Raw genomic sequence first — 21,870 nt, 5'->3', positions numbered from 1 at the left:
GCCATCATCGGCCAGATGGACACCGGGGCGGTGCTGGAGCCGGCGGTCAAGTACCAGCGCATCGCCCAGACCAAGGGCCTGCCCCGGGATAACCATTAGAATGCGACGGGAAGAGGCCAGGTCGCGACCGATCCGCTTGTTGCTGGCCCTGGTTGTCGGCCTTGGCGCCGCGACCGCCGCGCAAGGCCAGGTCTGGCGCGCTGACAGCGGGCAGGGGACCTACAGCAACCCGCCGCTCTACGCCGACTATCCCGACCCGGACATCATCCGGGTCGGCGAGGATTTCTACTTCGCCTCGACGACATTCGTGAACGCGCCCGGCCTGACGATCCTGCACTCCAGGGACCTGGTGAACTGGGACATCGCCGGCCACGTGATGCCCCGCCTGGAGGGCAATCCGAAATACGATCTCAGCGACGGCGGCGACTATCGCCACGGCGTCTACGCCCCCAGCCTCCGCCACCACAACGGCCGCTTCTATATCGTGGTCACGCCGGTGGGACAGAACAGCCGCATCTACTCGGCCGCCGACGTGCGCGGCCCCTGGGCCGTGCACGAGTTCGACCGCGAGGCGTTCGATCCGGGCCTGTTCATCGATGACGACGGAAAGGCCTACATCGCCACCTCCATCGGCTCGGACGGAACGGTGCGTCTCCTGACCCTCAACGGCGATCTGACCGCCGTCACGGGGGAACAGAAAATCCACTACATCCAGGGCGCGGAGGGCTCCAAGCTTATCAAGCGCGGCGGCTGGTACTACCTGTTCAACGCCATTCCGCGACGCCTGGCCCTGACCGTGTCGCGGGCCAGGACCCTGACCGGGCCGTGGGAGACCCGCGACCAGATCGACGACACCACCGGCGGACACCAGGGCGCCCTGGTCGATCTGCCGGACGGCGGCTGGTACGGCTTCGTCATGCGCGACGCCGGCGCCATCGGCCGGGTCACCAATATCAGCCCGGTGTTCTGGCGCGACGACTGGCCGGTCTGGGGCACCCCCGAGGCGCCCGGCCGCGTGCCGAATGCGGCCGCCAAGCCGATCCTGGGCGAGCCGTTCGCGCAGCCGCCCAGCACCGACGATTTCAGCGGCCGCGCGCTGGGGCGGCAATGGCAATGGAACCACAATCCCGATGACAGCCGCTGGTCGCTGAGCGCGCGTCCCGGCTTCCTGCGCCTGAACGTCACGACGGCTCCGGACATGTGGACCGCCCGCAACACCTTGCTGCAGAAGGGGCAGGGCCCCAAGGCACGGGGCGTCGTCAAGCTGGACGTCCGGGGGCTGACGGTCGGCGACGCCTGCGGCTTTGGCACGTTCGGCAAGTTCTCGAGCCAGATCGTGGTCGCCCGCGCGCCGGACGGGCAGGGCGCCCTGAGCGCGCGGCTGGTCGAAAGCACCGACGCCGGACCCAAGACCTCGCCGCGCGGCGCGCCGCGCTCGGTTCCGCTCGGCGATCTCTGGTTGTCGGTCGCCATGGACTTCACCACCGACAAGGCCGTCCTGGCCTACAGCCTCGACGGCCGGTCCTGGACGCGGATGCCCGGCGATTTCCCTCTGGCCTTCGACTGGCGCACCGGCACCTTCCAGGGCGAGCAGTTCGGGCTGTTCTGCTACAATCCCGCCGGCGGCGACGGGCGGATCGACGTGGACAGCTTCACATTGAGCAAGCCCTGAGACGTCGGTTCGTCACATCGACGAGCGGGTATCCTCAAGCGCCAGGTCGACGAGCGCGCGCATGGCCGCGCTGGCCGCCTCGGGATCGCCGGCGACAATGGCGTCGCAGACCCTGGCGTGGTCCGGGACCGGATCGCGGGGCAGGGCCCGCGAGCGCTGCTTGAACTCGGTCGTCCAGCTGACCGCGGCGCTGATGCTGGCGCTCAGCGCCATCATCGCGCTGTTGTGCGTGGCGCGCAGCAACGCATCGTGGAAGGCGCGGTCGGCCGCCCGGCCGGCCTCGGTCGCCAGGGTATGGCGCCGCATCTTGGCCAAGGCGTCCTTCATCGCCTTGATGTCGTCCTTGTCGCGCCGCTCCGCGGCGAAGCGGGCGGCGGCCGGTTCGACCACGGCGCGCAGTTCGAACAGGTCGCGCACGAAGGCCAGGTCCGGCTCGGCCGAGAACGCCCAGGCCAGGACCGTCGGGTCCAGAACGTTCCAGCGGCTGCGCGGCAGGACGCGCGTGCCGGCCTTTGGGCGGCTTTCCACCAAACCCTTGGCCGTCAGCACCTGCACGGCCTCGCGATAGGCGCTGCGCGAGACGTCGAGAGCGGCGGCGTTGGCGATTTCGCCCGTCAGGGTCTCTCCCGGGGCGATTTGGCCCGAGACGATCGCCGTGCCGAGATAGTGGGCCACCGCACCGCGCAAGCGACGGCCGGAGCCTTTCACCGACCGGGGAGTCGACGTCTCGTCCGCGGCGTCGATGGGCGTTGGCGTTGAATCGCGAGGTTCCATATCTCGCCAATAAGCGCGGCAGGCCGCGTCTTGGCAAGTTATGAAGCGCGCCTCCATATAATGGGAGCGTTCCCAGCGTCTTCTGTTTCGAAGGCCTTTTTTCGGCGGCGCGTTAGGTCGCCGCTAGGGTTCCAGCTGCACCACGACGATCGACTTTGCCGGGATGTCCAGCCTGAGGCCGTCACGGCCGGCTTTCGCGCTGAACGGCCTTGGGGCCACCACGGCGGGCGCTTCGAAGGTGTTCACCGCATCGACCCGAGCCGCGGTCAGCACCTGGCCGCGAGCGTTCGTGGCCTTGGCGCCGGTCAGGTCGGCCAAGATCGAGGCCGGACGCGCGGGATCAAGGTTGGTCACCGCCAGCCACAGCCTGCCCTGGGTGTCCCGCGCGGCGATGGCGTCCACGCGCGGCAATTTGATGTCGCCCTGAACATACGTGCCCGCGTCGAAGTTGACGGGCATTGCCGTCGCGTCCTGGAAGGGCAGGTACATCTTGTAGACATGATAGGTCGGGGTCAGGACCATCCTGTCCTTATCGGTCAGGATCATCGCCTGCAACACGTTGATCATCTGGGCGATGTTGGTCATCCGCACCCGGTCGGCGTGGCGGGCGAAGATGTTGAGGTTCAGGGCCGCCACGATCGCGTCGCGCAGCGAATTCTGCTGGACCAGGAAGCCGGGATTGGTGTCTTCGAGCGGCGCCAGCCAGACGCCCCACTCATCGACGACCAGCGGCACCTTCTTTTCCGGATCGTACCTATCCATGATCGCCGCGTGCTGGGCGATCAGGCCGTCCATGCCCAGCGTCTCCTTGACCAGCTTGGCGTAGGCGGTCTCGTCGAACTTCGTGCTCGAGTAGGAAGGCGGCCAGCCGCCGGTCGTGTAGGAGTGCAGCGACAGGCCTTCGATGTTCCAGGCCCAGTCGTGCCCCTTCTGCGAGGCCATCACGGCCTCGGTATAGGCCGGGTCGGCCTGGTTGGGGCCGACGGCGATCCGCTGCATCGCCTCGGCGCCGGTCTGCTTGGGGTTGTAGTTGCGGACGAAGCGGGCGTAGCGCTTCATCTCGTCGGTATAGTATTCGGGAGTCATCGCCCCGCCGCAGCTCCAGCTTTCGTTGCCGAGGCCCAGATACTTGACCTTGTACGGCGCGCGATGACCGTTGGCGGCGCGCTCCTTGCCCGCGGTCGTCTCGGGATCGGCGGTCATGTACTCGATCCACTCGGCCGCTTCCTGGACCGTTCCCGATCCCAGGTTGACCGAGACGTAGGCCTCGCTGCCGATCTGGTCGACGAAGTCCATGAACTCGTCCGTGCCGAAGGTGTTCGGCTCGACCGCGCCGCCCCAGTTGGAGTTGATCGTCTTGCGGCGGCTCTCGGCCGGGCCGATCCCATGGCGCCAGTGGTACTCGTCGGCGAAGCAGCCGCCCGGCCAACGGACATTGGGAACCTTGATGGCGCGCAGGGCCTGGACCACGTCGTCGCGGATCCCGCGCGTGTTGGGGATCGGCGAGTCCTTGCCCACCCAGACGCCGCCATAGATGCCCGTTCCCAGATGCTCGGCGAACTGGCCGAAGATGTTGCGGTCGATCTTGGGTCCAGGGGCGCCGGCGTCGATCCGCAACGCGATAGGCGGTTCGGCCCTGCCCTGAGCCTGAACCAAGGTGGGCGCGGCCAGCATGAAGGCCAGGGCGCAAGCGGCCAGCGGACGAGTGGCTCTGATCATCTCTTATCCCCCTTGAACGCCGACGCTGAGGGGCGCCAGCGGCGATCGCATCGGCGTCGCCATCGGTTTACGGGTTGTTTGAATGGGAGGTCCCGCCGGGCTTGGCGGCGGTCCGGCGTGCGTCATGGTCCCCCGACCGCGTCCGGCCGGGCGTCATGGGCGTAGACACCCAGCAGCGCGCCGACAAAGCCTCCAGCGGTCTTGGTCGAAAGGATCGTGCCGTCCTCGCCCGCCTTCAAGGTCCTCCATTGGCCGGGCGCCAGCGCGTAGGAAAAATCATAAAGGCCGCCGCGGGCGGTGATCTTCAGCCAGACCGGAGCGCCGGTCTTCAGCGTGACAGGCGCGCTGGCGACCTCCACGCCCCCCGCCGCGTCCTTCGGGCCGGCGCGGCGCTCGAGCACAATCTTGTCCTGGCCGCCGGCGTCTTTGGTCACGCCCAGGAAGAAGTAGTAGTCGTCGTTCTGCACGGCGACCATGCCGGCCTTGTCTCCGGCCTTGCTGGGGGCAAAGCGCATTTGGGTCGAGGCGCTGGCGTTGATGTGCTGTTGGCGACGCCCCCAGAACGAAGGCTGGGTCATGCCCCCGATCGTCTCGGGGCGGGCCGTCAGGATCAGCTTTCCGCCGTCGAGCCGCCACCAACGCTGTTGCGGGATCCGCATCGTGACCCAGCTCAGCGGCAGGGCCTTGCCGTCGAACTCCTCGCGAACCGTGAAGCCGCCGGCGGTTGGCGGCGGCGTGGGCGTTGTCGCGGGCAGGGCGGGCTTGGTGTGGACGTAGGGGATCGTCTTCCCCGCTTCCAGGATGACGGGCCAGCCGTCCTTCCATTCCACCGGCAGCAAGAAGGTCTCGCGGCCGGTGTTGTAGAGATCGTCGCCATAAGGCCGCACCGCCAGGAACGTCGCCCACCACTTGCCGTCCGGGGTGTCGACCAGCGTGGCGTGGCCGGCCGAGGTGATCGGCAGCGGGCGGTCCTTGGAAAGGCCCCGTTGGGTCAGGATCGGATTGTTCGCGTAGGGAACGTACGGTCCCCAGGCGCTTTTGGAGCGCAGGACCACCTGGCTGTGACCTTCGGCGGTGCCGCCCTCGGCGGCGACCAGATAGTACCAGCCGTCCTTCTTGAGGATGTGAGGGCCCTCGGGCCAGATCGGCTTGGCCGACGGATTGACGCCCTTGTCGAGCAGCAGCCGGGGTTCGCCGACGGTCTTCTTGGCCTTGACGTCGTAGCCGATCGCCCAGATCGCGCGGTGGCCGCTATACTCCGGCGGCCCCGGGGGCGCGCCGTTGAAGACGATCATGGCGCCGCCGTCGTCGTCGAAGAACAGATACGGATCGATGCCTTCCACCGCCGGCAGCCATACCGGATCCGACCAAGGGCCCTTCGGATCCTTCGCGGTGATCAGGAAATTGCCGCTGCAGTCGACGCAGGTGTTCAAAATATAGAACGTCCCGTCATGATGGCTCAGGGTCGGGGCGAAGACGGCGCGCGACAGGCCCAGGCGCTTGAAGTCGAGCATGCCGGGGCGATCGATCGCGTTGCCGATCTGGTTCCAATGCACCAGATCGGTGGAGTGGAAGACCGGAAGCCCCGGAAACCAGGCGAAGGTCGAACTGACGAAGTAGAAGTCCTTGCCGACCCGCATGACGGCCGGGTCGGGATAGGTCCCCTTCAGGATCGGGTTGGCGTACTGGGTCGCGGTCGGCTTGAAGGCGGCGTCCGAAGGATCGGCGCCGGTATATTCGAACCACTCGAACGCCGCCTCGGGGCCGGCGCGCCGACCATCGGTCGGGCCTGGCGTCTCAAGCGGACCTTGGGCCTGGGCGACGCCGGCGGCCACAAGGAGGAGGGCCACGAGGCCTTGGCGGATCATTTGACGTCGTTCCTCCGAGCACCGCGATTGAGGTCGCGTTTGTTCTTATGTCCGGCAAATCGCGCGATCAGGGTCGTCGGCTGGCCGGGTCCAAGTCATCCTAATCATAGGAGTTATAAATGGTAGCGCTAACTTTGGGCGCCGGGCTCGTGATTTTGTAGGCCGTCGCCGCCTTGGGCGGGCGCCGTGTTTCCGGAGTTTGTCGGAGTAATGCAAGGCGTTCCCGGTCGGCTCGGGCAAGCCGGGCGCGATGGTGTTCGGCGGCGTCGCGGCCGAGCGGCTGCACGCCGAAGCGGCGCTGTCCCAGACGTCGGCGACCTGGGGCTCGACTCCCCGGGCTTGGCCGAGACGGGAGGCGACCATGTCCGCGACCTCGACAGCGAGGAGTGATCGCCAGGAATGAATAGGAATATCTTCCTGGCTCAAGGGGCGCGGCGACGACCGATTCAAACTCGGAAGGAAGGAATGTATTCCTATTTCAGGCGCGCTGACGACTTGGGCGACCCGTCGTTGCCCCGATATCGTTGGGCCCATGAGGCTCAAGGCGCCTGGGTGCGCGCGGTCTCGGCGCTGGGGTGGAAGGTGTGTCCGGCCGCCACCGCGTAGGCGGGACCGTCGTCGAGGCGGACATTGGTCGGGGCGACGCCGTCGCGCACCCGCTGGAGGTCGGCCAGGAACAGACGTCTGAGAAGCGCGACGCCCGCATCGCTGGTCGCCAGGTTCTCCTCGGAGTGGAAGGTGACGGGGCCTTGGCCGACCTGGGCCTCGTAGTCCCCTGGCGACCGGCGGCGCTCCTCCTCGGTCATGTCGAACCAGCTCTTGCCCTCGTAGACCGGGATTTCCGAGAACTTGAACTTCGGCAGCCACTTGGGAACCCGCAGCGCGGTGAAGATGCGGGTGTGGGTGTTGTCGATGGGCAGGTACCAGGAGATGTTCGTGCAGGGCCCCGGCGTCGTGAAGGCGGGGTGGGGCGAGATGCGAACGGTGGGCAGCAGCACCTCGACGACGCGCACGAAGTCCTCGCCGTTGCGCATCCTTCGCACCTGGGTCGAGGCCACGCCGCCGGGCGTCTTCGCGAAGCTGATATCGGGCCGCACGGCCAGCAGCTCGCTGAACTGCACCGAGCTGAAGGTGCTGTGCAGCACGAACACATGGTAGGGGTCCATCACGTTCTCGAACGCCTGGAACCAGTTGCACGGCATGATCGCGGGGCCGCCGGAACCGATGCTGGTGTCGTCCGCGCGGATTTCCTGGTTCGGCGCGAGGGTTTCCAGCACGTCGTAGCGGGGCAGGGCCGGCATTTGGTCCAGGGGGCCCATGTAGATGAAGATCAGGCCATAGAGTTCGCGCGTCGGATACGAAGGCTGGCGAACGCGGTCTCGCAGCCGCCCGCCGTCCGGCTCGCACGGTTGCTCCAGGCAGCGCCCCCGCGCGTCGAACAACCATCCATGATAGCAGCAGCGCAGCCCCTGCGGCTCGACCTTGCCGTAACGCAGATCGGCGCCGCGATGCGCGCAGCGGGCATGGAAGGCTCCGACCTCGCCATGGCCGGACCGGAACAGCACGAGGTCTTCGCCCAGCGCCCGCACCGGTCGCGGTTCCGCGTCCAGCTCCGACGCCTTCAGCACCGGGTGCCAGTACCGGCGCAGAAGCTCGCCCGCCGGCGTGCCCTTGTCGACCTGCGTCAGCAGGGGATCGTAGCTCGGGGGCGGCAGGTCATAGGCCGAGAAGCGACCGTCGGAGTGCTGGACCATGCGTGAACCTCGAAGGCTTGAGCGTGGGAGAGCGGTGTCGCGGTGATGGGCTAGAGGCCAAATCCGATGCGGATATAGATGCTGCGGTTCGGATCGCTGAAAGCCGCGCGACCGTGGAGAACCGTCCTGTTGTCCAGCAGGGCCATGTCGCCCTTGCGCCAGGACAGCTTGTACTCGACCTCGCGCGAGGCGCGCAGGGCGTCACGCAGGATCTCGAGCGGAAAGGCCTCGTCCTCCTCGGTGAGCATGGTCATCTTGCCCAGCGCCAGGAGGCCTTCTTCGGGCATTTCGAGCGTATAGAGGTAGGTCAGGCCGGAGTTGGAGAACGCCACCCCCTCGCGGCGCGCGGCGGTTCGGGTCGCCGGCGTCACGAAGTCCATGATCAAGGTGTCGTCGTCCACGCGGCACGTGGCCGCCTCGCCGCGCTCGACATCCAGCGCGGACGTCAGTTGCTCGTCGATCATGTACATCGCCTCGGCATGATCGTCCGTCATCAAGGTGCGTTGCCAGAGTTCGGGACCGATCCGCAGCCGGTACCGGACCTTGCGTTCGGCGAAGAATTTCTGGGACTCGGGGCTGAGCCGCTCGAACAGCTCGAAACCGTCGTAAAGCGTGGTCTCGCCTTCGGAATCGGGCGGATGGTTGCAGTAGAAGAACAGGGTGGCGGGGATCGGGGCCGCGTAACCCCGCTCGACGTGGGCCGGAATGCCCTCCATGCCGGGCACCACGGTCTGGGTCGTGCCGTCGTCGCTGATGTACATCCGCCCGACATCGTGATGGACGAGGAATTCGGGCGCGACTTCCTGTGACAGCGTCTCGAAGTCGTCGACCGTCAGCTCGAAGCCCCGCAGGATCACCGCCCCGTGTTCGGCGACCTTCTTGGACAACATGGCGCGGTCGATCCGCGACAGGTCATCCCGGCTTCCGGTCAGGACCAGGCCCATTCGTTCGGTCAGCGGGCTCTCGACGATCATTGGCGATCTCCAGGGAGGCGGCCGCCGCGGCGGCCTGCTGCGGCGCGCGTGTCAGGAGGCGAAATCCGATCCAAACTCGCGCTCGAAGATTTCGCGGGACGCCGCGCCCCACGTCGATCGCGGCGCGGCGTCGCGAGCGCTCAGCAGATAGCGCCGCCGCATCGCCGCATCCTCGCCCGACAGGTCGGCCAGATCATGGAAGACCTCGGCCAGGGCAAGGGGGTCCTCGCCGCTGGCCTCGAGCAGCTCGGCCGCGCGGCGCAGGTCCGCGATCACTTGGCCGCGCCGATTGAACAACTTTGGCAGGCGCTTGCCCGAACCGGCGCGCAGCAGGCGGATGGCGACATGGTCGGGCGCGAGTTCAACCGCCCTGTCCAGGTGGACCAGTCCATTGCGGACCGTCGCCGGCTTGGTGACGAAGTTTCGGGAATCTCGCGCGATCATGATGGTGGCGTTGCCGAGATAGGCCAAGGCCAAGGCGTGGTCCGGCTCGGCGGCGAGCAGGCGCTTCAACGCGGTCTCGGCCTGGGCCGCCTCGCCCCTGACGCCCAGGGCGGCCAGGTTGTGGTGCGCGAGCGCCCGGATCCACAGCGTCGCGGAATCCGCTTCGTCCGCCAGGTCGCCCAGACGGGCTCGCAGGTCGGCTTCGTTCCAGAGCCGCCGGACCTCCTGGGCCCCTGGCGGAAGCGCTGGCGGGTCGGCTTGCGTCATTTCACGGCCAGGAACAGATGCGACGGCGCGCCGCTTCCGGCGCGCGCGTGGCCGGGGGGCATGATCTGGTCGAGATATCGATCCGTGTCCGTGCCGGCGATGTCTTGGTAGCCGATACGCTCAAGCCAGGCGCGCATCTCCTCGGGACCGACGGGCGAGATCCAGCGTTCCTGGCTCGCGGCGGCCAGGCGCGCCAGGGCGCCTTCGCCGCCTCGCGAGGCGTCCCCGGCGGTGGAGAAGGCGATCCGCGCGGGCCCGCGCATCCGCAGCGGCAGGCCAAGCAGGCGCTCGATCGCCTCCCGCGACAGATAGACCAGAACACCCAGGCAGGAGAAGAAGGTCGGGGCGGAGACGGACAGACCCTGTGCGATCAACAGGTCCAGCAGATCGTCCCGCTCGAAATCGGCCTCGACGAACCTCAGATTGGCGGGGGTCTCCAGCCCGGAGGCGGCCAGGCGCTCTCGCTTTTCGGCCTGTTCGGCGGGGCGGTCGACTTCGAAGATGGTCAGCCCGCGCGCCCAATCGGGTTGACGCCAGGCGAAGCTGTCCAGGCCCGCGCCGAGGATCACATATTGCCAGGCGACGTCTTGCCAGGCGACCTCGGGGGCGGTCTGGCGCAGCGCGTCTTCGGCATAGCGCTGGCGGGCGAGCAGGCGACGGCGAAAGCCTCGCACGGGACTGGTCTGGAACAGCTCCGGGCGCCGCTCGACCAGGCCGCGTTCGTCCGCGTTCAACAGGGACCAGGCCGCGCCGTCCTCGAGAATGCGCGGCTCCGGATCGAACAGGTGATGGACGGCGCGCTGCAGCCCCACGCTGAAGGCGGTGTTGCCGCTCGCGAGCGTCATGCCGATGCCCCGAGCGCGTCGCCCGCGGGCCGGTTGGACGGTCTCCAAACCTCCGCCTCGCAACGGCGTGTCATGGCGTTTCCCCCGGTGTAAGCCGACGCATCGACGCCGCGTTCGGGGTCGGAGAAAAGGTCCCGAATCCCAACGTTGCGGCGAAGACAATCCCTGATTTAATGACTATGGAAATCCACTCTAAGATTGTAACAAGCCATCAATCCGATAGAGCGTCAACCGTTCTCGCGGGACCTGTCGGCCGGAAAAACTATCGACGGCGATGATCGCGCCGACGCGGCGGTTTGAGCTACCGTCATGCTCCGGGGCGTGCAAAGGTTCAATCAGGGGTTGGGCGGCGTGAGCACGGCAAATGCAATGGACGCGGGCGGGCCTTGTCGTCACGATCGCCGTGCTGGTCGGGGTCGCCATGGTGCATGGAATATCGCCTCCCGTGGCCCCTGAAGGGCATCCGACCACCTTCGGCGCGCCCGGGCGGCGGGTGTCTGGTCGACTTTTCAGTTCGGCGCGGGTCACCGCGCATCCTCATCTGGTCGTTGTCCTGCATGGCGACGCGCCAGGCCATGACCCCGTCTACCAATATGACTTCGCGCGGTCCCTGGCCGCCGACCGCGACGACACGATCGTGCTGGCGCTCCTGAGGCCGGGTTATCGAGACGGGCTGGGCGGGCGGTCGGACGGCGATCGAGGGCTGGCGGTCGGCGACAACTACACCGAGGACGCGGCCCGGCAGATGGTTGAGGCCGTGGTGGAGGCCGCGTCGCGCCTGCACGCCCGGGACACGGTGCTTATCGGCCATTCCGGCGGCGCGGCCATGGCGTTGATCATGCTGGCCGATCGGCCGAACCTGGCGTCGAGCGCCTTGATCGCGTCCTGCCCCTGCGACCTGGGCGCATGGCGTCGACACATGGCCGTCCGCGATTTCAACCCGCTTTTTCTGCTGCCCGTGCGGAGCGTTTCGCCGCTGTCCAGGATCGGCCAGCTTTCGCCCAAGCTTGATCTGCGGCTCATTGTCGGCGAGCGCGACCCGGTGGCGCCGCCGTGGCTGAGCCGACGCTTCGTGCAGGCGGGGCAGGCGCGCGGCCTGCGCGTTCGCCTGGCGCTGGCGCCGGGGGCAGGGCACGAAATCCTGGAAAGTCCGGAGATGCTGGCCGCGGCCAAGGATCTGCATTGATGATCCCCGGTTAGAAGGTCTTGGCGAATCCGATCGACAGCGAACGCGCCAGCGCGGCGGCGCCGTAGACGGTTTGGTCGCCGCCGAACGTGGTCGCGCCCACCAGGCTGACCGACCAGCCGGTGCTCAGATCCAGGACCGCCGTGGCCTGGACCAGGCCCGAGCCGTCCTGAGGGCTGATGTTGGCCAGCACCGACCCGCCGAGGCGGTCGACGAAAACCGAATCCGCGCCGACGCGCATGAAGACCGCGTCGCGGATGCGGAGCTCTTCCTCGTTGCTGGCGAAATAGTTGAGAAGGCGGAACTGGGCCTGGGCCAGTCCGCCGCCGGCGGCGATCCTGGACAGGCGCGACCACTGGGCCGCCGACGGCGCGGCGCTGCTGTGGTCGTATTCAAGAATGAAGTTGATCTTCGATGTCGGGCTGTAGCTGAAGCCGGTGGCCAGGCTATGGAAGGTCTGATCGCGCTTGGCCCCGGGCAGTCCTTCGGGCCCTGGCGGGAGCACGCCGGTCTCGCGAGCGAAATCGATCGAGCGCGCCAGGAGACTGTCGCCCACGCCGGCGCGTCCTTCCAAAAACAGCACCACGGTGTCGCCCAGGCCCGTCGAGAGATTGAGCCCCGCGGACCACCGGTCGTCGTCGTACAGCAGCAGGACTTCCGGCGCGAAATTGTGGTCCAGCGCATAGCTGGCCTTGAGCAGCCCGCGCGTGCGGGCGTTCGTCCGATAGAGATCCAGGCCCACGCCCTGGGGGCGGACATAACCGAAAGGCCGCGGTTCGCTGAGCTTTGGGGCGACGATCGCCGTCACCGCGCCCTTGTCGAACAGCGCCAGGGCCGAGACCATCACCACGCCGAGGCGGCTTTCGCGCCGCACGAGAGGGTCCAGCGAGACCTCGTCAACGTTCGAACGGCCTCGAAAGAGATCCGTGGGATTGTACGCATAGGCGACGCCGGACCGGTAGTTGACGCGGCCCAGGTTGAGCGCCGAGGTGTCGCTCGGCGTCCAGGTCAGATAGGTCTCGCGCACATAGAGCCTTATGCCGTCGCCGGACGGCGTGTCCCGGGTGGCCGAGGCGCGCAGGCTGTAGTTGAGGCGCAGCGGTCGACCTTCGCCGACCAGACCCCGCGCGTCGAGATTCAGCAGGTAGGCCTCCTGGTCGTCGCCTCGCGTCGTCCCAAACGCCGGCGAAACGCGTGTCCGGGTCTCCTGGGCGACGCCATTGAGCTTCAGCAGTGGACGGCCCGACGCCGACTGGGACTGGATCGGCGCGCTGTCGGAAAGCACGCCGATGTCTGGAAGGGGATCGGACGATGTCTGCTGCGCCAGCGCCCCAGGGGCGGTGATCGCGACCAGGATCGCCGCCAGCCCCCCCACGGCCCTGGTCATCTAGCGCGATCCAAGATGGGGCAGGTAGTCTCGCTGGAACCAGGCGTCGGGAATGTCCGCGGCCTGGAAATCGGAGAAGCGCATTTTCGTGGTCAGGCGGTTGTCGATCTGGTCCAGGATGATCGCCTCCAGCGGCCGCGTTCCGCCCAGCACGGTCTGGTAGGCGCGGTAGTAGACGATCTTCAGCAGCCTGCCGCTGTCGGCATAGTACTTGGTCTTGACCGGCAGGCTGCTGGCGGCGTCGATCCAGTGCTCGAGGCGGGCGTATACGGCGCGGTCGTTGGCGGCGGTCATGTCCAGGCGCCAGCACGCGCGATCGGCGCGGTCGGCGTCGACGACCTGCTCGCGCTTGGCGGTCTTGGCGGCGTAGTCCTTGGCCAGGTTTACCGTCAGCACGTCGCCGTTGGAGGCCTGACCCGTCAATCGCTGTTGGGGCGACACCCGCACGGTCGCGCTCGAGGACGGGTCGTAGAACCACATCAGCCGCCCGTCCATCAGCATGATCTTGCCGGCGTCGGCGGCGGGGGCGACGTAGCGCACGAGATTGCGATATTGCTGCGTGCCGGCGTCCAGCTTCGAATAGATCCGCAAGGCCAGGGTGCTGGCGACGGCTCCATTGCGGTATTCCGTCAGCGTGTTCAGCGTGCTGAACGGGCGGCCGCCGTTGCGGACCCGATCCGCCGTGACCAGGATTTGTTGCGCCGAGGGCGCGGCCTGGGCCAGCAGCGCTGGACTCGCCAGCGCCAACAGAACCTCGCGGCGCCGCCAGGCCGGCGTTTCAGACGTGCCGCAGGGCATCGACCACCTCCATGCGCGCCGCGCGATTGGCCGGCCTGACGCTGGCGAGGGTCACGATCGCCACCAGCCCGATCCAGACCCCGAACAGCAACTGCGGGAACTCGAAGAAATAGAGGCGGAAGGGGACGCGCCCGGCGGCGCCCGGCGGTGTCCAGGTCAGACCCGAGGCGTTGATCGCAAAGGCCAGGAGGCTGGCGACCAGCAGGCCCAGGGTCGCGCCCGCCAGGCCCAGGATCAGCCCTTCGGCGAGGAACAGGTTTCGCACGCCGCCGCGCTGGACGCCGAGCGCGCGCAAGGTGCCGATCTCGTTCGTGCGCTCGACGACGGTCATCTGCAGGGTGTTGACGACCGTGAACAACACGATCGTGCCGAGGATGGAGGCCACGAAGCCGAAGATCACCGACAGGAAGCTGGTGGTCTGGGCGTACAGAGGCGCGATCTGGGTAAAATCCCTCATCTCGAGCGAAAGCCCGGCTTGGCGGATGATCTGGAGGACGCGTTTCTTGGCGCGGGCGAGATCGGCGGTGTCGTTGAGTTGCAGCACGATGCTGGTGACACGGGGCTCGCCGCGCCCATAGACCAGCTTCTGGGCCAGGGGCAGGGTCATGGCGACATAGGCGTCGTCGATCTCCTTGACGCCTTGGAACTCGGCTCGCTCGACGTTCAGGGAGACGACGTTGGGCGCGCCGGACGCGGTGGCGGCCAGCAGGTCGATCCGGGGCTTCGCGCCGCCGGCGGCCATGGTTGCCGGCGCATCCAGCGCGCGAAGGCTTTCGAACTGGCTTTCGTCCGCGGCGACGGGCTGGACCTTGGGCGGCGGAGCGGCGCACCAGCGCAGGTCCAGGGGCGCGCACATTTGCAGGATCGTGGCCAAGCCGGTGCCGATCACGCCGCTTTCCGGATCGTCGGACCTGACCGCCGAGCGGCGCACGTCGAATTCCGGGATCTTGTAGGCGTTCCAGCGCTGCATGGTCGCCCGGTCGGCGGGAACCACGCCGTCGCCCATGAAGGTGCGCGAGGTCCCGGCCGGATAGTAGCCGGCCACGCCGAAGACCGCCTGGGTCTCGGTGACGACCCGGGTCAGGCGCGACAGCTGCGGATCCGCGCGCAGCGTGTCGACCACCCGCTGGTAGTTGGGGATGCCGTAGGCGGACGGGTCGCCGGCGCCGAAGGCGTTGTAACCCTTCTGATAGAGCGCCAGATGGCCGACGCGTTCGACCGTCGAGGTCTGGTAGCTCAGGACGACGTAGCGCATGAACGACCCGAAGGTCAGGATCGTGATGGCGCTCAGCATGATCGAGAGCGTGGTCGACATGGAGCGTCGCCCGTTGCGCAGGACGTTGCGCAAGGCCACCTGCGGCAGCGAGATCATGACAACGCTCCAGCGGTTTCGAGGGCGCGACCGTCGGAGATGGTGATGACCTGCTCGCCGCGGCGGATCAGGTTCCGGTCGTGCGTGGAGAAGATGAAGGTCGTGGCGAAGCGCTGCTGCATCTCGGCCATCAGGTCGATGATCATTTCGCCCGTGCGGCTGTCGAGATTGGCGGTGGGCTCGTCGGCGAGGACCAGGGCGGGCCGCTTGACCAGGGCGCGCGCGATGGCGACCCGCTGGCGCTGGCCGCCGCTGATTTCCCCCGGACGCTGGTCGCGCTGATCGGCGACGCCGACGGCCTCCAGCGCCTGCAGGGTTCGCTCGCGGCGCTCGACCGGCGACAGATCGGTCAGGCGAAGGACGTATTCGACGTTTTCGAACGCCGAAAGCACCGGCACCAGGTTGAAGGTCTGAAAAATGTAGCCGATGCGCTCGGCGCGAAATCGCGTGGCGTCGCGATCGGCGAGCGCGCCCACCTCCACGCCATCGATGAACACCTCGCCGGAGGTGGGACGATCCACGCAGCCGAGGATGTTGAGCAAGGTCGTCTTGCCCGACCCCGAGGCGCCGACGATCATGGCGAACTTGCGCGGCTCGATCGTCAGATTGACGCCCCGAAGCGCGGGGACTTCAACCTTCGCGTCGCGATAGGTCTTGATCAGGTTCCGAACTTCAACGAGCACTTCTTCCTCCGTGGCCGGGTTCGCGGCGTGGAATCACAGCCGAGACAGGAGGCCTATGATCTTGGGGACGTCCCTCTATCTCCTGGCGCTCGACGAGGCGGCGGACACGCCTTGGCCGACGACGCGCCTGAACCGCGATGACCAGGCGAGGGCGGGGCGGTTCAGGCGCGCTGGCGACCAAGCCCGTTTCGTCGCCGGCCGGCTGCTGCTGGAGCGCCTGGTGCGGGACGAAACCGGCGTCGAGGACTGGCCCCTCGAAATCGGGCCTCGTGGCCGGCCGGCGCTGGTCGGCCGCGGGGCCGGTCGTCCCGACGTCAACATCAGCCATTGTCCGGGACTGATCGCGGCGGCGTTTCACGGGTCCGGCCGGGTGGGCGTCGATGTCGAGGCGGTCGACCGTTCGGTCGACGCCCTCGGCTTGGCGGATCGTTATTTCTCGCCGGAGGAGGCGGCCGAGGTGAACGCCGCGCCGTCGCCGGTGCGTCGGCGGCTCTTCCTGCGCTACTGGACCGCCAAGGAGGCCGCGATGAAGGCTATCGGCGGCGGGCTCTCGATCCCGTTGGACCAGGTGAGGGTGGATCTTTCCAGCCCTGGCCTCGCGTTCGCCCCGGAACTGGGGGAGGATCCGGCGGCATGGCGGCTCCACACGCGCGACCTGGGCGAACACCTGCTCGCCGTGGCCGTTCGCGCGGACGCTCCGCCCGGTTCGGCGTCCCTGCGCGAACGCTGGATCTCGCGCGACGATCTCGCCATCTAGCCAGGCGGACGTCATAGAGCCGGCTCCAGGCTGTCTTGCAGGGCCTCGTCAAAGGCCGCGACCAGGGCGGGAAGCCCCTCCGGCGACAGCATCGTGAAATGCCCGCCGGCGATGGTCACCACGCGCGGCGAGCGCGCGGGCAACGGATGCAGCGCGCCGGCGACGATCCGATCCGCGCTCTCCTTGGCGCGAACCTCGATGACGCGAGCGTCGAGGGGCGCTGGATCGTAGGCCGCGGCCGCGCCGGCGTTGGCGCGGTAGACCGCCGAGAACAGGGGCAGGTTGATGGCTTTCAGGCCGGCGCGGCCGAACTGGATTTCAAGCAGCCGCTCCAAGCGATTGGCCATCGCGTCGCCATCCGCGCGGCCCTCGGCGGGACGGTAGCTGTCCAGGAGAATGACCTGACTGACCGGTCGCTTGGCCTCGGTCAGTTGCAGCGCCGCCTCGTAGGCGATCAGGCCGCCGAACGACCACCCTGAAAGCACCAGCGTGTCATAGCGGTCCAGGTCCGGCGCGGCCGCCAGGCAGTGACGGGCGATGTCGGCAAGCGTCGTCAGCGGCGTCTCGCCGGGCTCGACCCCAGGCAGGCGGCAGGTGTGAACGTCGACCTGCGAGGTCAGGCGGCGCGCCAGCTGGCTATAGGTGGAGCCCATGCCGAGCATGGTGGGCATCAACAGCACCGCCGTTCGCGCCCCCGAACGGGTTCGCAACGGGATGGGGAAGGGCGTGGCGTTGTCGACGTCATCCTCGGCCAGCCATTGCGCCAGCTCCGCGACGGTGGGGCGCGCGAACAGTTTGCTGAGCGGCGCCCTGCGGCCCAGAACCGTCGCCAGCCTGGCGCCGAAGCGCGCCGCCAGCAGAGAGTCGCCGCCGAGTTCGAAGAAGTTGTCGTGGACCCCAACCCGGTCGATGCCGAGAACTTCGCACAGCAGGTCGGCCACACGACGTTCCAGCGGAGTGCGTGGCGCGACATAGACGGTTTCGGCCAGCGCGCGCTCGGGCATCGGCAACGCCGCGCGATCCAGCTTCCCATTGGGCAGCCTGGGCAGGGTCTCCAGCACCACGAAGGCCGACGGCGTCATGTAGTCCGGCAACCGTGACTTGACCCGGATGCGCAGGCGCTCGACGTCGATCGCGGCGCCGGCCGTCGGCGTGACGTAGGCGACGAGCCGCTTGTGGCCGCCGGCGTCCTCGCGCACGACCACGGCCGCGCTGGCGACGGACGGATGGCCTGTCAGCTGGGTCTCGATCTCGCCGGGTTCAATGCGATAGCCGTGCAGCTTGACCTGCTCGTCGACGCGGCCAAACAGCTCCACCGCGCCGTCGAGCCGCCAGCGGCCGAGATCGCCGGTGCGATAGAGGCGCTGGCCGGGGGCGAAGTCGGCGGTGACGAAGCGCGCTTCGGTGAGGTCGGGCCTGTTGAGATAGCCCCGGCCCACGCCCGCTCCGCCCACCCAGAGTTCGCCGATCGCGCCCTTGGGCGCCAGGGCGCCGGCGTCATCGACAATATAGGCCGACATGCCGGCGATGGGGCGGCCGATGGGCATGCGCGCCGCGTCCAGCGGAGCCTCGCACCACAGGCTGTCGATCGTGGCTTCCGTCGGACCGTAGAGATTGACCAATCGGGCCGCCGAGCACGCGGCGAACCGGCGCGCCAGGTCCGGGCTCAGGGGCTCGCCGCCGCAAAATTGCAGGCGAAGCGCCTTGGCGCGCGAAAAGACGCCGGCGTCGATCAACAGGTCCAGCAGCGACGGAACGCACTGCATGACGGTGACGCCGCCAGCCAGCAGGTTCTCGATTTCCTGGGGATCGGCGCCCGCCTGGGGCGGCGCCAGCACCAGTGTCGCGCCGGCCGCCAGCGGCGAGACCAGTTCCCACACCGAGGCGTCGAAACTGCTCGGCGTTCGTTGCAGCACCCTGTCGCCGGGACCCAGGCCAAAAGCGTCGTTGAACCAGACGGTGTGGTTGACGATGTTCCGGTGTTCGATCAGCGCCCCCTTGGGCCGTCCGGTCGTGCCCGAGGTGTAGATCACGTAGGCCAGGCTTTCCGGCCGCGCCGCGCACGGCGGAGCCTCGGCGTCCTCCGCGGGCTCGTCCAAGGTCACCAGCGGCGTTCCGGTTGGAAGCACGCCCGAGAAGTTCGCGTCGGAAACCACCGCCGCGACCTCGGCGTCGTTGAGCATGAAAACCCGGCGATCGGGCGGATAGTCCGGGTCGATCGGCAGGTAGGCGCCTCCCGCCTTGAGCGTGGCCAAAATCGCGCAGACCAGCTCAACGCCACGCGGCAGGCACAGAGCCACCAGCCGGTCTGGACCCACGCCCAGGGCCTGCAGGCGACGCGCCAGGTGGTTGGCGCGGGCGTCGAGCTGGGCATAGGTCAGCTTGGCGTCGCCGCATTCGACGGCCGTCGCCTCGGGCGCTCGCCGGGCCTGGGCGGCGATCAAGTCGTGAAGCAGGCCCTCAGCCTCGAGAGGCGGTCCCGAAGCCTGGGCCAGCAGCGCCTGGCGCTCGGCTTCGCCCACGCTCTTGAGCGCCTGGATTGGGGCGTCGGGTTCCGCGCAAGCCGCGCTCAACATGCCGGTGAGCTGGCGCGCCAGGTCGGCGATGCTCTCCGCGGCGAACCGCTCGTCCTGATAGGAGATCGTCAGGTAGAGGTCTTCGCTTTCCCACATGATCAGGGACAGGCCGAACAGCTGCGTGCCGCCCGTGGCCAGGGCCATGGCCCGCCCGGCGTGCTCGCCGTAGGCGATGTGGGTTTCACGCGTGCGCGGCAACATGTTGGTGCAGGCGTTGAACAGCGGCGACAGGTCGCCGTCACGGCTCAAGCCGCGCGTGGCGGTCTCGATGGGGACGTCCTGGTTGGCCAGCATGCGGCCCGTTTCATCCTGGACGCGTTCGACCAACTGGCGAAAGCTGAGCGCCGGATCGAGGCGCACCCGCAAGGCGCCCATGCGCGAGAACAGGCCCACGACCAGTTCCGCCTCGCTTCGCGTCCGGCCGGCCAGGGGAACGCCCAGGACAAGGTCGTCCGAGCGGGAACGCCGACCCAGCACGATCGCCCAGGCGGTCGAGACCAGGGCGAACAGGCCGACGCCGGTTTGCTGGGCGAGGGCGCGGGCGGCCCCGGCCACGTCGGGCGGCGCGATCCATTCGTGTTCCCGAGCGCTGAAGGTGACGTCCGCCCGTCGCGCATGATCGGCGGGCATATCCAGCGGCGGAGGCGCGGCCGCCACCAGCCTGCGCCAGTAGTCCAGCTGGGCCTGGCCGAGGCTGCCGTCCAGCAGACGCTGTTGCCAGCGAGCGATGTCGAAATAGCGATGGGGCGGACCCTGCGGGGATTCACGCCCGGCGACCACGTCGGAATAGAACGCGGCCAGGTCGCGTCCGATCAGCATCGTCGACCAGCCGTCGCTGACGAGGTGGTGGGCGAGGGTGACCACATAGCTGCGCTTCGGCGACAGGAAGAGGCCGACCCGGAAAAGGGGCTCGCCATCCGGCTCGAAGCCTCGCTCGCTGAAGTCCATGGCCAAGCGCTCGAGGGCGGGTATGTCGTCGTCCTCCAGTTCGCGCACCAGGGGGCGGAACCGCTCGGGATCGTGAAGCCCCAGGTCCCATCCGTCGTCCGAAGGCTGGATGGCAAGCCGCAATTGTTCGTGCCGCCGCACCAGCCGGGCGACGGCCTTCTCGAAGCCGACGGGGTCGAGGCGCCCGTCGATCTCGATCGAGCTGACGATCCGAAACTGTCCCAGTTGGGGTTCCAGCCGCCAGAGCAGCCAGATTCGTTCCTGGTCGATCGAGAGGGTCGGAGCCGCCAGCGGCTCGGGCGTGATCCGTCGCAGATCCGCCTCGGCGCGCAAATAGGCCAGCACCTCGTCACGGCGCGCCTTGAGCGCGGCGCGATCGGCGGCGTCCAGCTGCTCGGTCCCCGACAGGGTGATGCGATCGCCGTCGGCGCGCAGGCCCACTCCCTTTCCGCGAACGCGCCAGAGGAGGTCGACGAGCAGTTCGGAGGCGTCCGAATTCACAGGTAGTCCTCCGCGTCTTGAGGCGCGCAGCAATGCCGCGCCAGAGCCTGGACCGTCGGGGCCAGGACGAAGGCCAGCGGCGAGATTTCCAGGCCGAACCGTGTTCTGAGGTGATTGATCACCACCATCATCTGCAGAGATCGCCCGCCGAGGTCGAAAAAGCTGACATCGAGCGGGATTTCGGGCGTTTCAAGAACAAACGACCAAAGTACTCGCAGGAAATCAGAGACTTCCTTTTCGTCAAAGGTAGTTTGTTTAATTTCGACCTCTAGCAAAACGTCTTGCAAGGAATTTCTCCTTTACATCGAATGCCTATTCTGAATTCTTCAATTGCCGAAAGCTCGTCGCAAGGGGCGTGGCCATCTTGGCGGCATGGGAGGGGTTGATGAGCTACCTGCACGGCATTGGCCTGGCGACGGGACCGGCGATCCCCTTGGCTCAGGCGGCCGGAGCGGACGAGGATCCGAAGACGGTGCTGGTTCTGGCTCAGGAAGGATTTTCCGAGGTGGCGATCGACGAGGAAGGCCTCGTCGCGCTGGCCCGCCGCGCCATGAGCGAGACCCTCGAACGCGCCGCCGTGGATCCGCTCGACGTGGACGCGGTGGTGCTGGCCACCGAAAGCTTCTGGGACGTCGGCGCGCCGAAGAACGAGGAACGCCAGCGGCTCGAACATCTGCGCCTTCGCGACGCCCTGCTCGAGACGTTCGCGGGGCTGGGCTTGGCCAGGGCCTGTCCCTATGGCGCCTGGTTGTCGGCTTGCGGCAACCTTGGCGTCTCGCTCGGGCTTTCCCACGCCATGGTCGCGGCCGGCCAGCACCAGCGCATCCTGGTGGTGACGGTCGACCGACAGAGGCCCGACCTTCCGCGGTTCATGAGGGGCGGCGCGGCGGTTCTGGGCGACGCGGCCGCCAGTTGCCTGGTCGGGACGGAGCTGCGGTCGGGCTTTCGGATCGAGGCGGTGCGCTCGGTGGGCGCGCCGGGCGTGGCCCTGCTGGACCCACGCAAGGACTTCAGCCGCCTGGTTCTGGAGACCCACAAGTCCGTTCGCCGCCTGGATCGGGACTTCACGGCGGTCATCGGCGCGCCGTTGCGCGAGGCCCAGCACGTGCTGGCCGGACACTTCCACGTTGATGCGCTGAAGGTGATCGCCGACACGCTGAAGCTTCCGGCCGAGCGCTTGAGGCGGGAAGGCCGCGCCGCCTACGGACACCTGGACGCCAGCGACAACCTGGTCACCTTGCGCGCGCTGGACGACCAGGGCCAGATCGCCGAGGGCGATCTCGTCGTGTTGCTGAACACCGGCGTCTGGACCTGGAGCGCGGTGGCTCTGCGCAAGACCGCCTAG

18 protein-coding genes are annotated in these 21,870 nt (G+C 68.0%); 5 read left to right on the top strand and 13 right to left on the bottom strand.

The window, feature by feature from the left end; all coding sequences use genetic code 11:
• Together ASD21_RS24690 and ASD21_RS09030 are read left to right on the top strand one after the other, a co-directional pair.
• A partial coding sequence (locus ASD21_RS24690) for a hypothetical protein (protein WP_235523789.1) occupies positions 1-99 on the top strand: 99 nt, incomplete at its 5' end.
• A gap of 40 nt (positions 100-139) precedes the next feature.
• Positions 140-1,672, top strand: coding sequence for a glycoside hydrolase family 43 protein (locus tag ASD21_RS09030; RefSeq protein ID WP_235524863.1), 1,533 nt, complete (start codon positions 140-142; stop codon positions 1,670-1,672).
• A 12-nt stretch (positions 1,673-1,684) separates the two neighbouring features.
• Here the strand turns inward: ASD21_RS09030 and ASD21_RS09025 are convergent, their stop codons facing one another.
• The 7 genes from ASD21_RS09025 to ASD21_RS08995 form a co-directional block, all read right to left on the bottom strand.
• A complete protein-coding gene (locus ASD21_RS09025; RefSeq protein WP_056439833.1) occupies positions 1,685-2,446 on the bottom strand; it encodes a FadR/GntR family transcriptional regulator in 762 nt (253 codons plus the stop codon).
• A gap of 123 nt (positions 2,447-2,569) precedes the next feature.
• A complete protein-coding gene (locus tag ASD21_RS09020; protein ID WP_056439830.1) occupies positions 2,570-4,165 on the bottom strand; it encodes an alpha-N-arabinofuranosidase in 1,596 nt (531 codons plus the stop codon).
• A 122-nt stretch (positions 4,166-4,287) separates the two neighbouring features.
• Positions 4,288-6,033: a glycoside hydrolase family 43 protein gene (locus tag ASD21_RS09015; protein WP_056439827.1), complete on the bottom strand. Its 1,746-nt coding sequence runs from the start codon at positions 6,031-6,033 to the stop codon at positions 4,288-4,290.
• 539 nt (positions 6,034-6,572) lie between these two features.
• Complete coding sequence (locus ASD21_RS09010; protein ID WP_056439825.1) at positions 6,573-7,787, bottom strand: aromatic ring-hydroxylating dioxygenase subunit alpha; 1,215 nt, start codon at positions 7,785-7,787, stop codon at positions 6,573-6,575.
• A gap of 50 nt (positions 7,788-7,837) precedes the next feature.
• Positions 7,838-8,761 (bottom strand): TauD/TfdA family dioxygenase, encoded by a 924-nt coding sequence (locus tag ASD21_RS09005; protein ID WP_056439822.1) that lies wholly within the window; start codon positions 8,759-8,761, stop codon positions 7,838-7,840.
• A gap of 51 nt (positions 8,762-8,812) precedes the next feature.
• Positions 8,813-9,472, bottom strand: a complete 660-nt coding sequence (locus tag ASD21_RS09000) for a hypothetical protein (RefSeq protein WP_056439819.1) — start codon at positions 9,470-9,472, stop codon at positions 8,813-8,815.
• Positions 9,469-10,317 carry a class I SAM-dependent methyltransferase gene (locus ASD21_RS08995; RefSeq protein ID WP_156398332.1) on the bottom strand — a complete coding sequence of 283 codons (849 nt, stop codon included), beginning with the start codon at positions 10,315-10,317 and terminating at the stop codon, positions 9,469-9,471. Before ASD21_RS08995 ends, ASD21_RS09000 begins: the two co-directional genes overlap by 4 nt.
• Before the next feature lie 364 nt (positions 10,318-10,681).
• Between ASD21_RS08995 and ASD21_RS08990 the strand changes: the two genes are divergently transcribed.
• Entirely contained in the window at positions 10,682-11,503 is an 822-nt protein-coding gene (locus tag ASD21_RS08990) for an alpha/beta hydrolase family protein (protein ID WP_056439814.1), read from the top strand.
• Between the two features lie 10 nt (positions 11,504-11,513).
• On the opposite strand, the gene ASD21_RS08985 is transcribed toward ASD21_RS08990, so the two are convergent.
• Genes ASD21_RS08985 through ASD21_RS08970 form a run of 4 tightly spaced genes read right to left on the bottom strand, consistent with a single transcriptional unit; the run spans position 11,514 to position 15,743 of the window.
• A complete protein-coding gene (locus ASD21_RS08985; protein ID WP_056439811.1) occupies positions 11,514-12,890 on the bottom strand; it encodes a hypothetical protein in 1,377 nt (458 codons plus the stop codon).
• The gene (locus ASD21_RS08980) at positions 12,891-13,688 is read right to left on the bottom strand and encodes an outer membrane lipoprotein-sorting protein (protein ID WP_056439808.1); all 798 of its coding nucleotides are present in this window, start codon (positions 13,686-13,688) and stop codon (positions 12,891-12,893) included.
• Positions 13,669-15,060 carry an ABC transporter permease gene (locus ASD21_RS08975; RefSeq protein ID WP_056439805.1) on the bottom strand — a complete coding sequence of 464 codons (1,392 nt, stop codon included), beginning with the start codon at positions 15,058-15,060 and terminating at the stop codon, positions 13,669-13,671. The genes ASD21_RS08980 and ASD21_RS08975 overlap by 20 nt, the downstream gene beginning before the upstream one ends.
• Positions 15,057-15,743: an ABC transporter ATP-binding protein gene (locus ASD21_RS08970; RefSeq protein WP_056439798.1), complete on the bottom strand. Its 687-nt coding sequence runs from the start codon at positions 15,741-15,743 to the stop codon at positions 15,057-15,059. Before ASD21_RS08970 ends, ASD21_RS08975 begins: the two co-directional genes overlap by 4 nt.
• Before the next feature lie 10 nt (positions 15,744-15,753).
• Here ASD21_RS08970 and ASD21_RS08965 point away from each other — a divergent pair, with 10 nt between their 5' ends.
• Positions 15,754-16,500: a 4'-phosphopantetheinyl transferase family protein gene (locus tag ASD21_RS08965; protein WP_156398331.1), complete on the top strand. Its 747-nt coding sequence runs from the start codon at positions 15,754-15,756 to the stop codon at positions 16,498-16,500.
• A gap of 11 nt (positions 16,501-16,511) precedes the next feature.
• Here the strand turns inward: ASD21_RS08965 and ASD21_RS08960 are convergent, their stop codons facing one another.
• Positions 16,512-20,525, bottom strand: a complete 4,014-nt coding sequence (locus tag ASD21_RS08960) for a non-ribosomal peptide synthetase (RefSeq protein WP_056439796.1) — start codon at positions 20,523-20,525, stop codon at positions 16,512-16,514.
• Entirely contained in the window at positions 20,522-20,812 is a 291-nt protein-coding gene (locus tag ASD21_RS08955) for an acyl carrier protein (RefSeq protein ID WP_056439795.1), read from the bottom strand. The genes ASD21_RS08960 and ASD21_RS08955 overlap by 4 nt, the downstream gene beginning before the upstream one ends.
• A gap of 98 nt (positions 20,813-20,910) precedes the next feature.
• On the opposite strand from ASD21_RS08955, the gene ASD21_RS08950 reads away from it, so the two are divergent.
• Entirely contained in the window at positions 20,911-21,870 is a 960-nt protein-coding gene (locus ASD21_RS08950; RefSeq protein WP_056439792.1) for a 3-oxoacyl-[acyl-carrier-protein] synthase III C-terminal domain-containing protein, read from the top strand.

Origin of the sequence: Caulobacter sp. Root1455, assembly GCF_001426905.1 — a bacterium.
GTDB lineage: Bacteria > Pseudomonadota > Alphaproteobacteria > Caulobacterales > Caulobacteraceae > Caulobacter.
The sequence above is the reverse complement of the archived record's forward strand: the minus strand, read 5'-3'. Positions and strand labels throughout refer to the sequence as shown.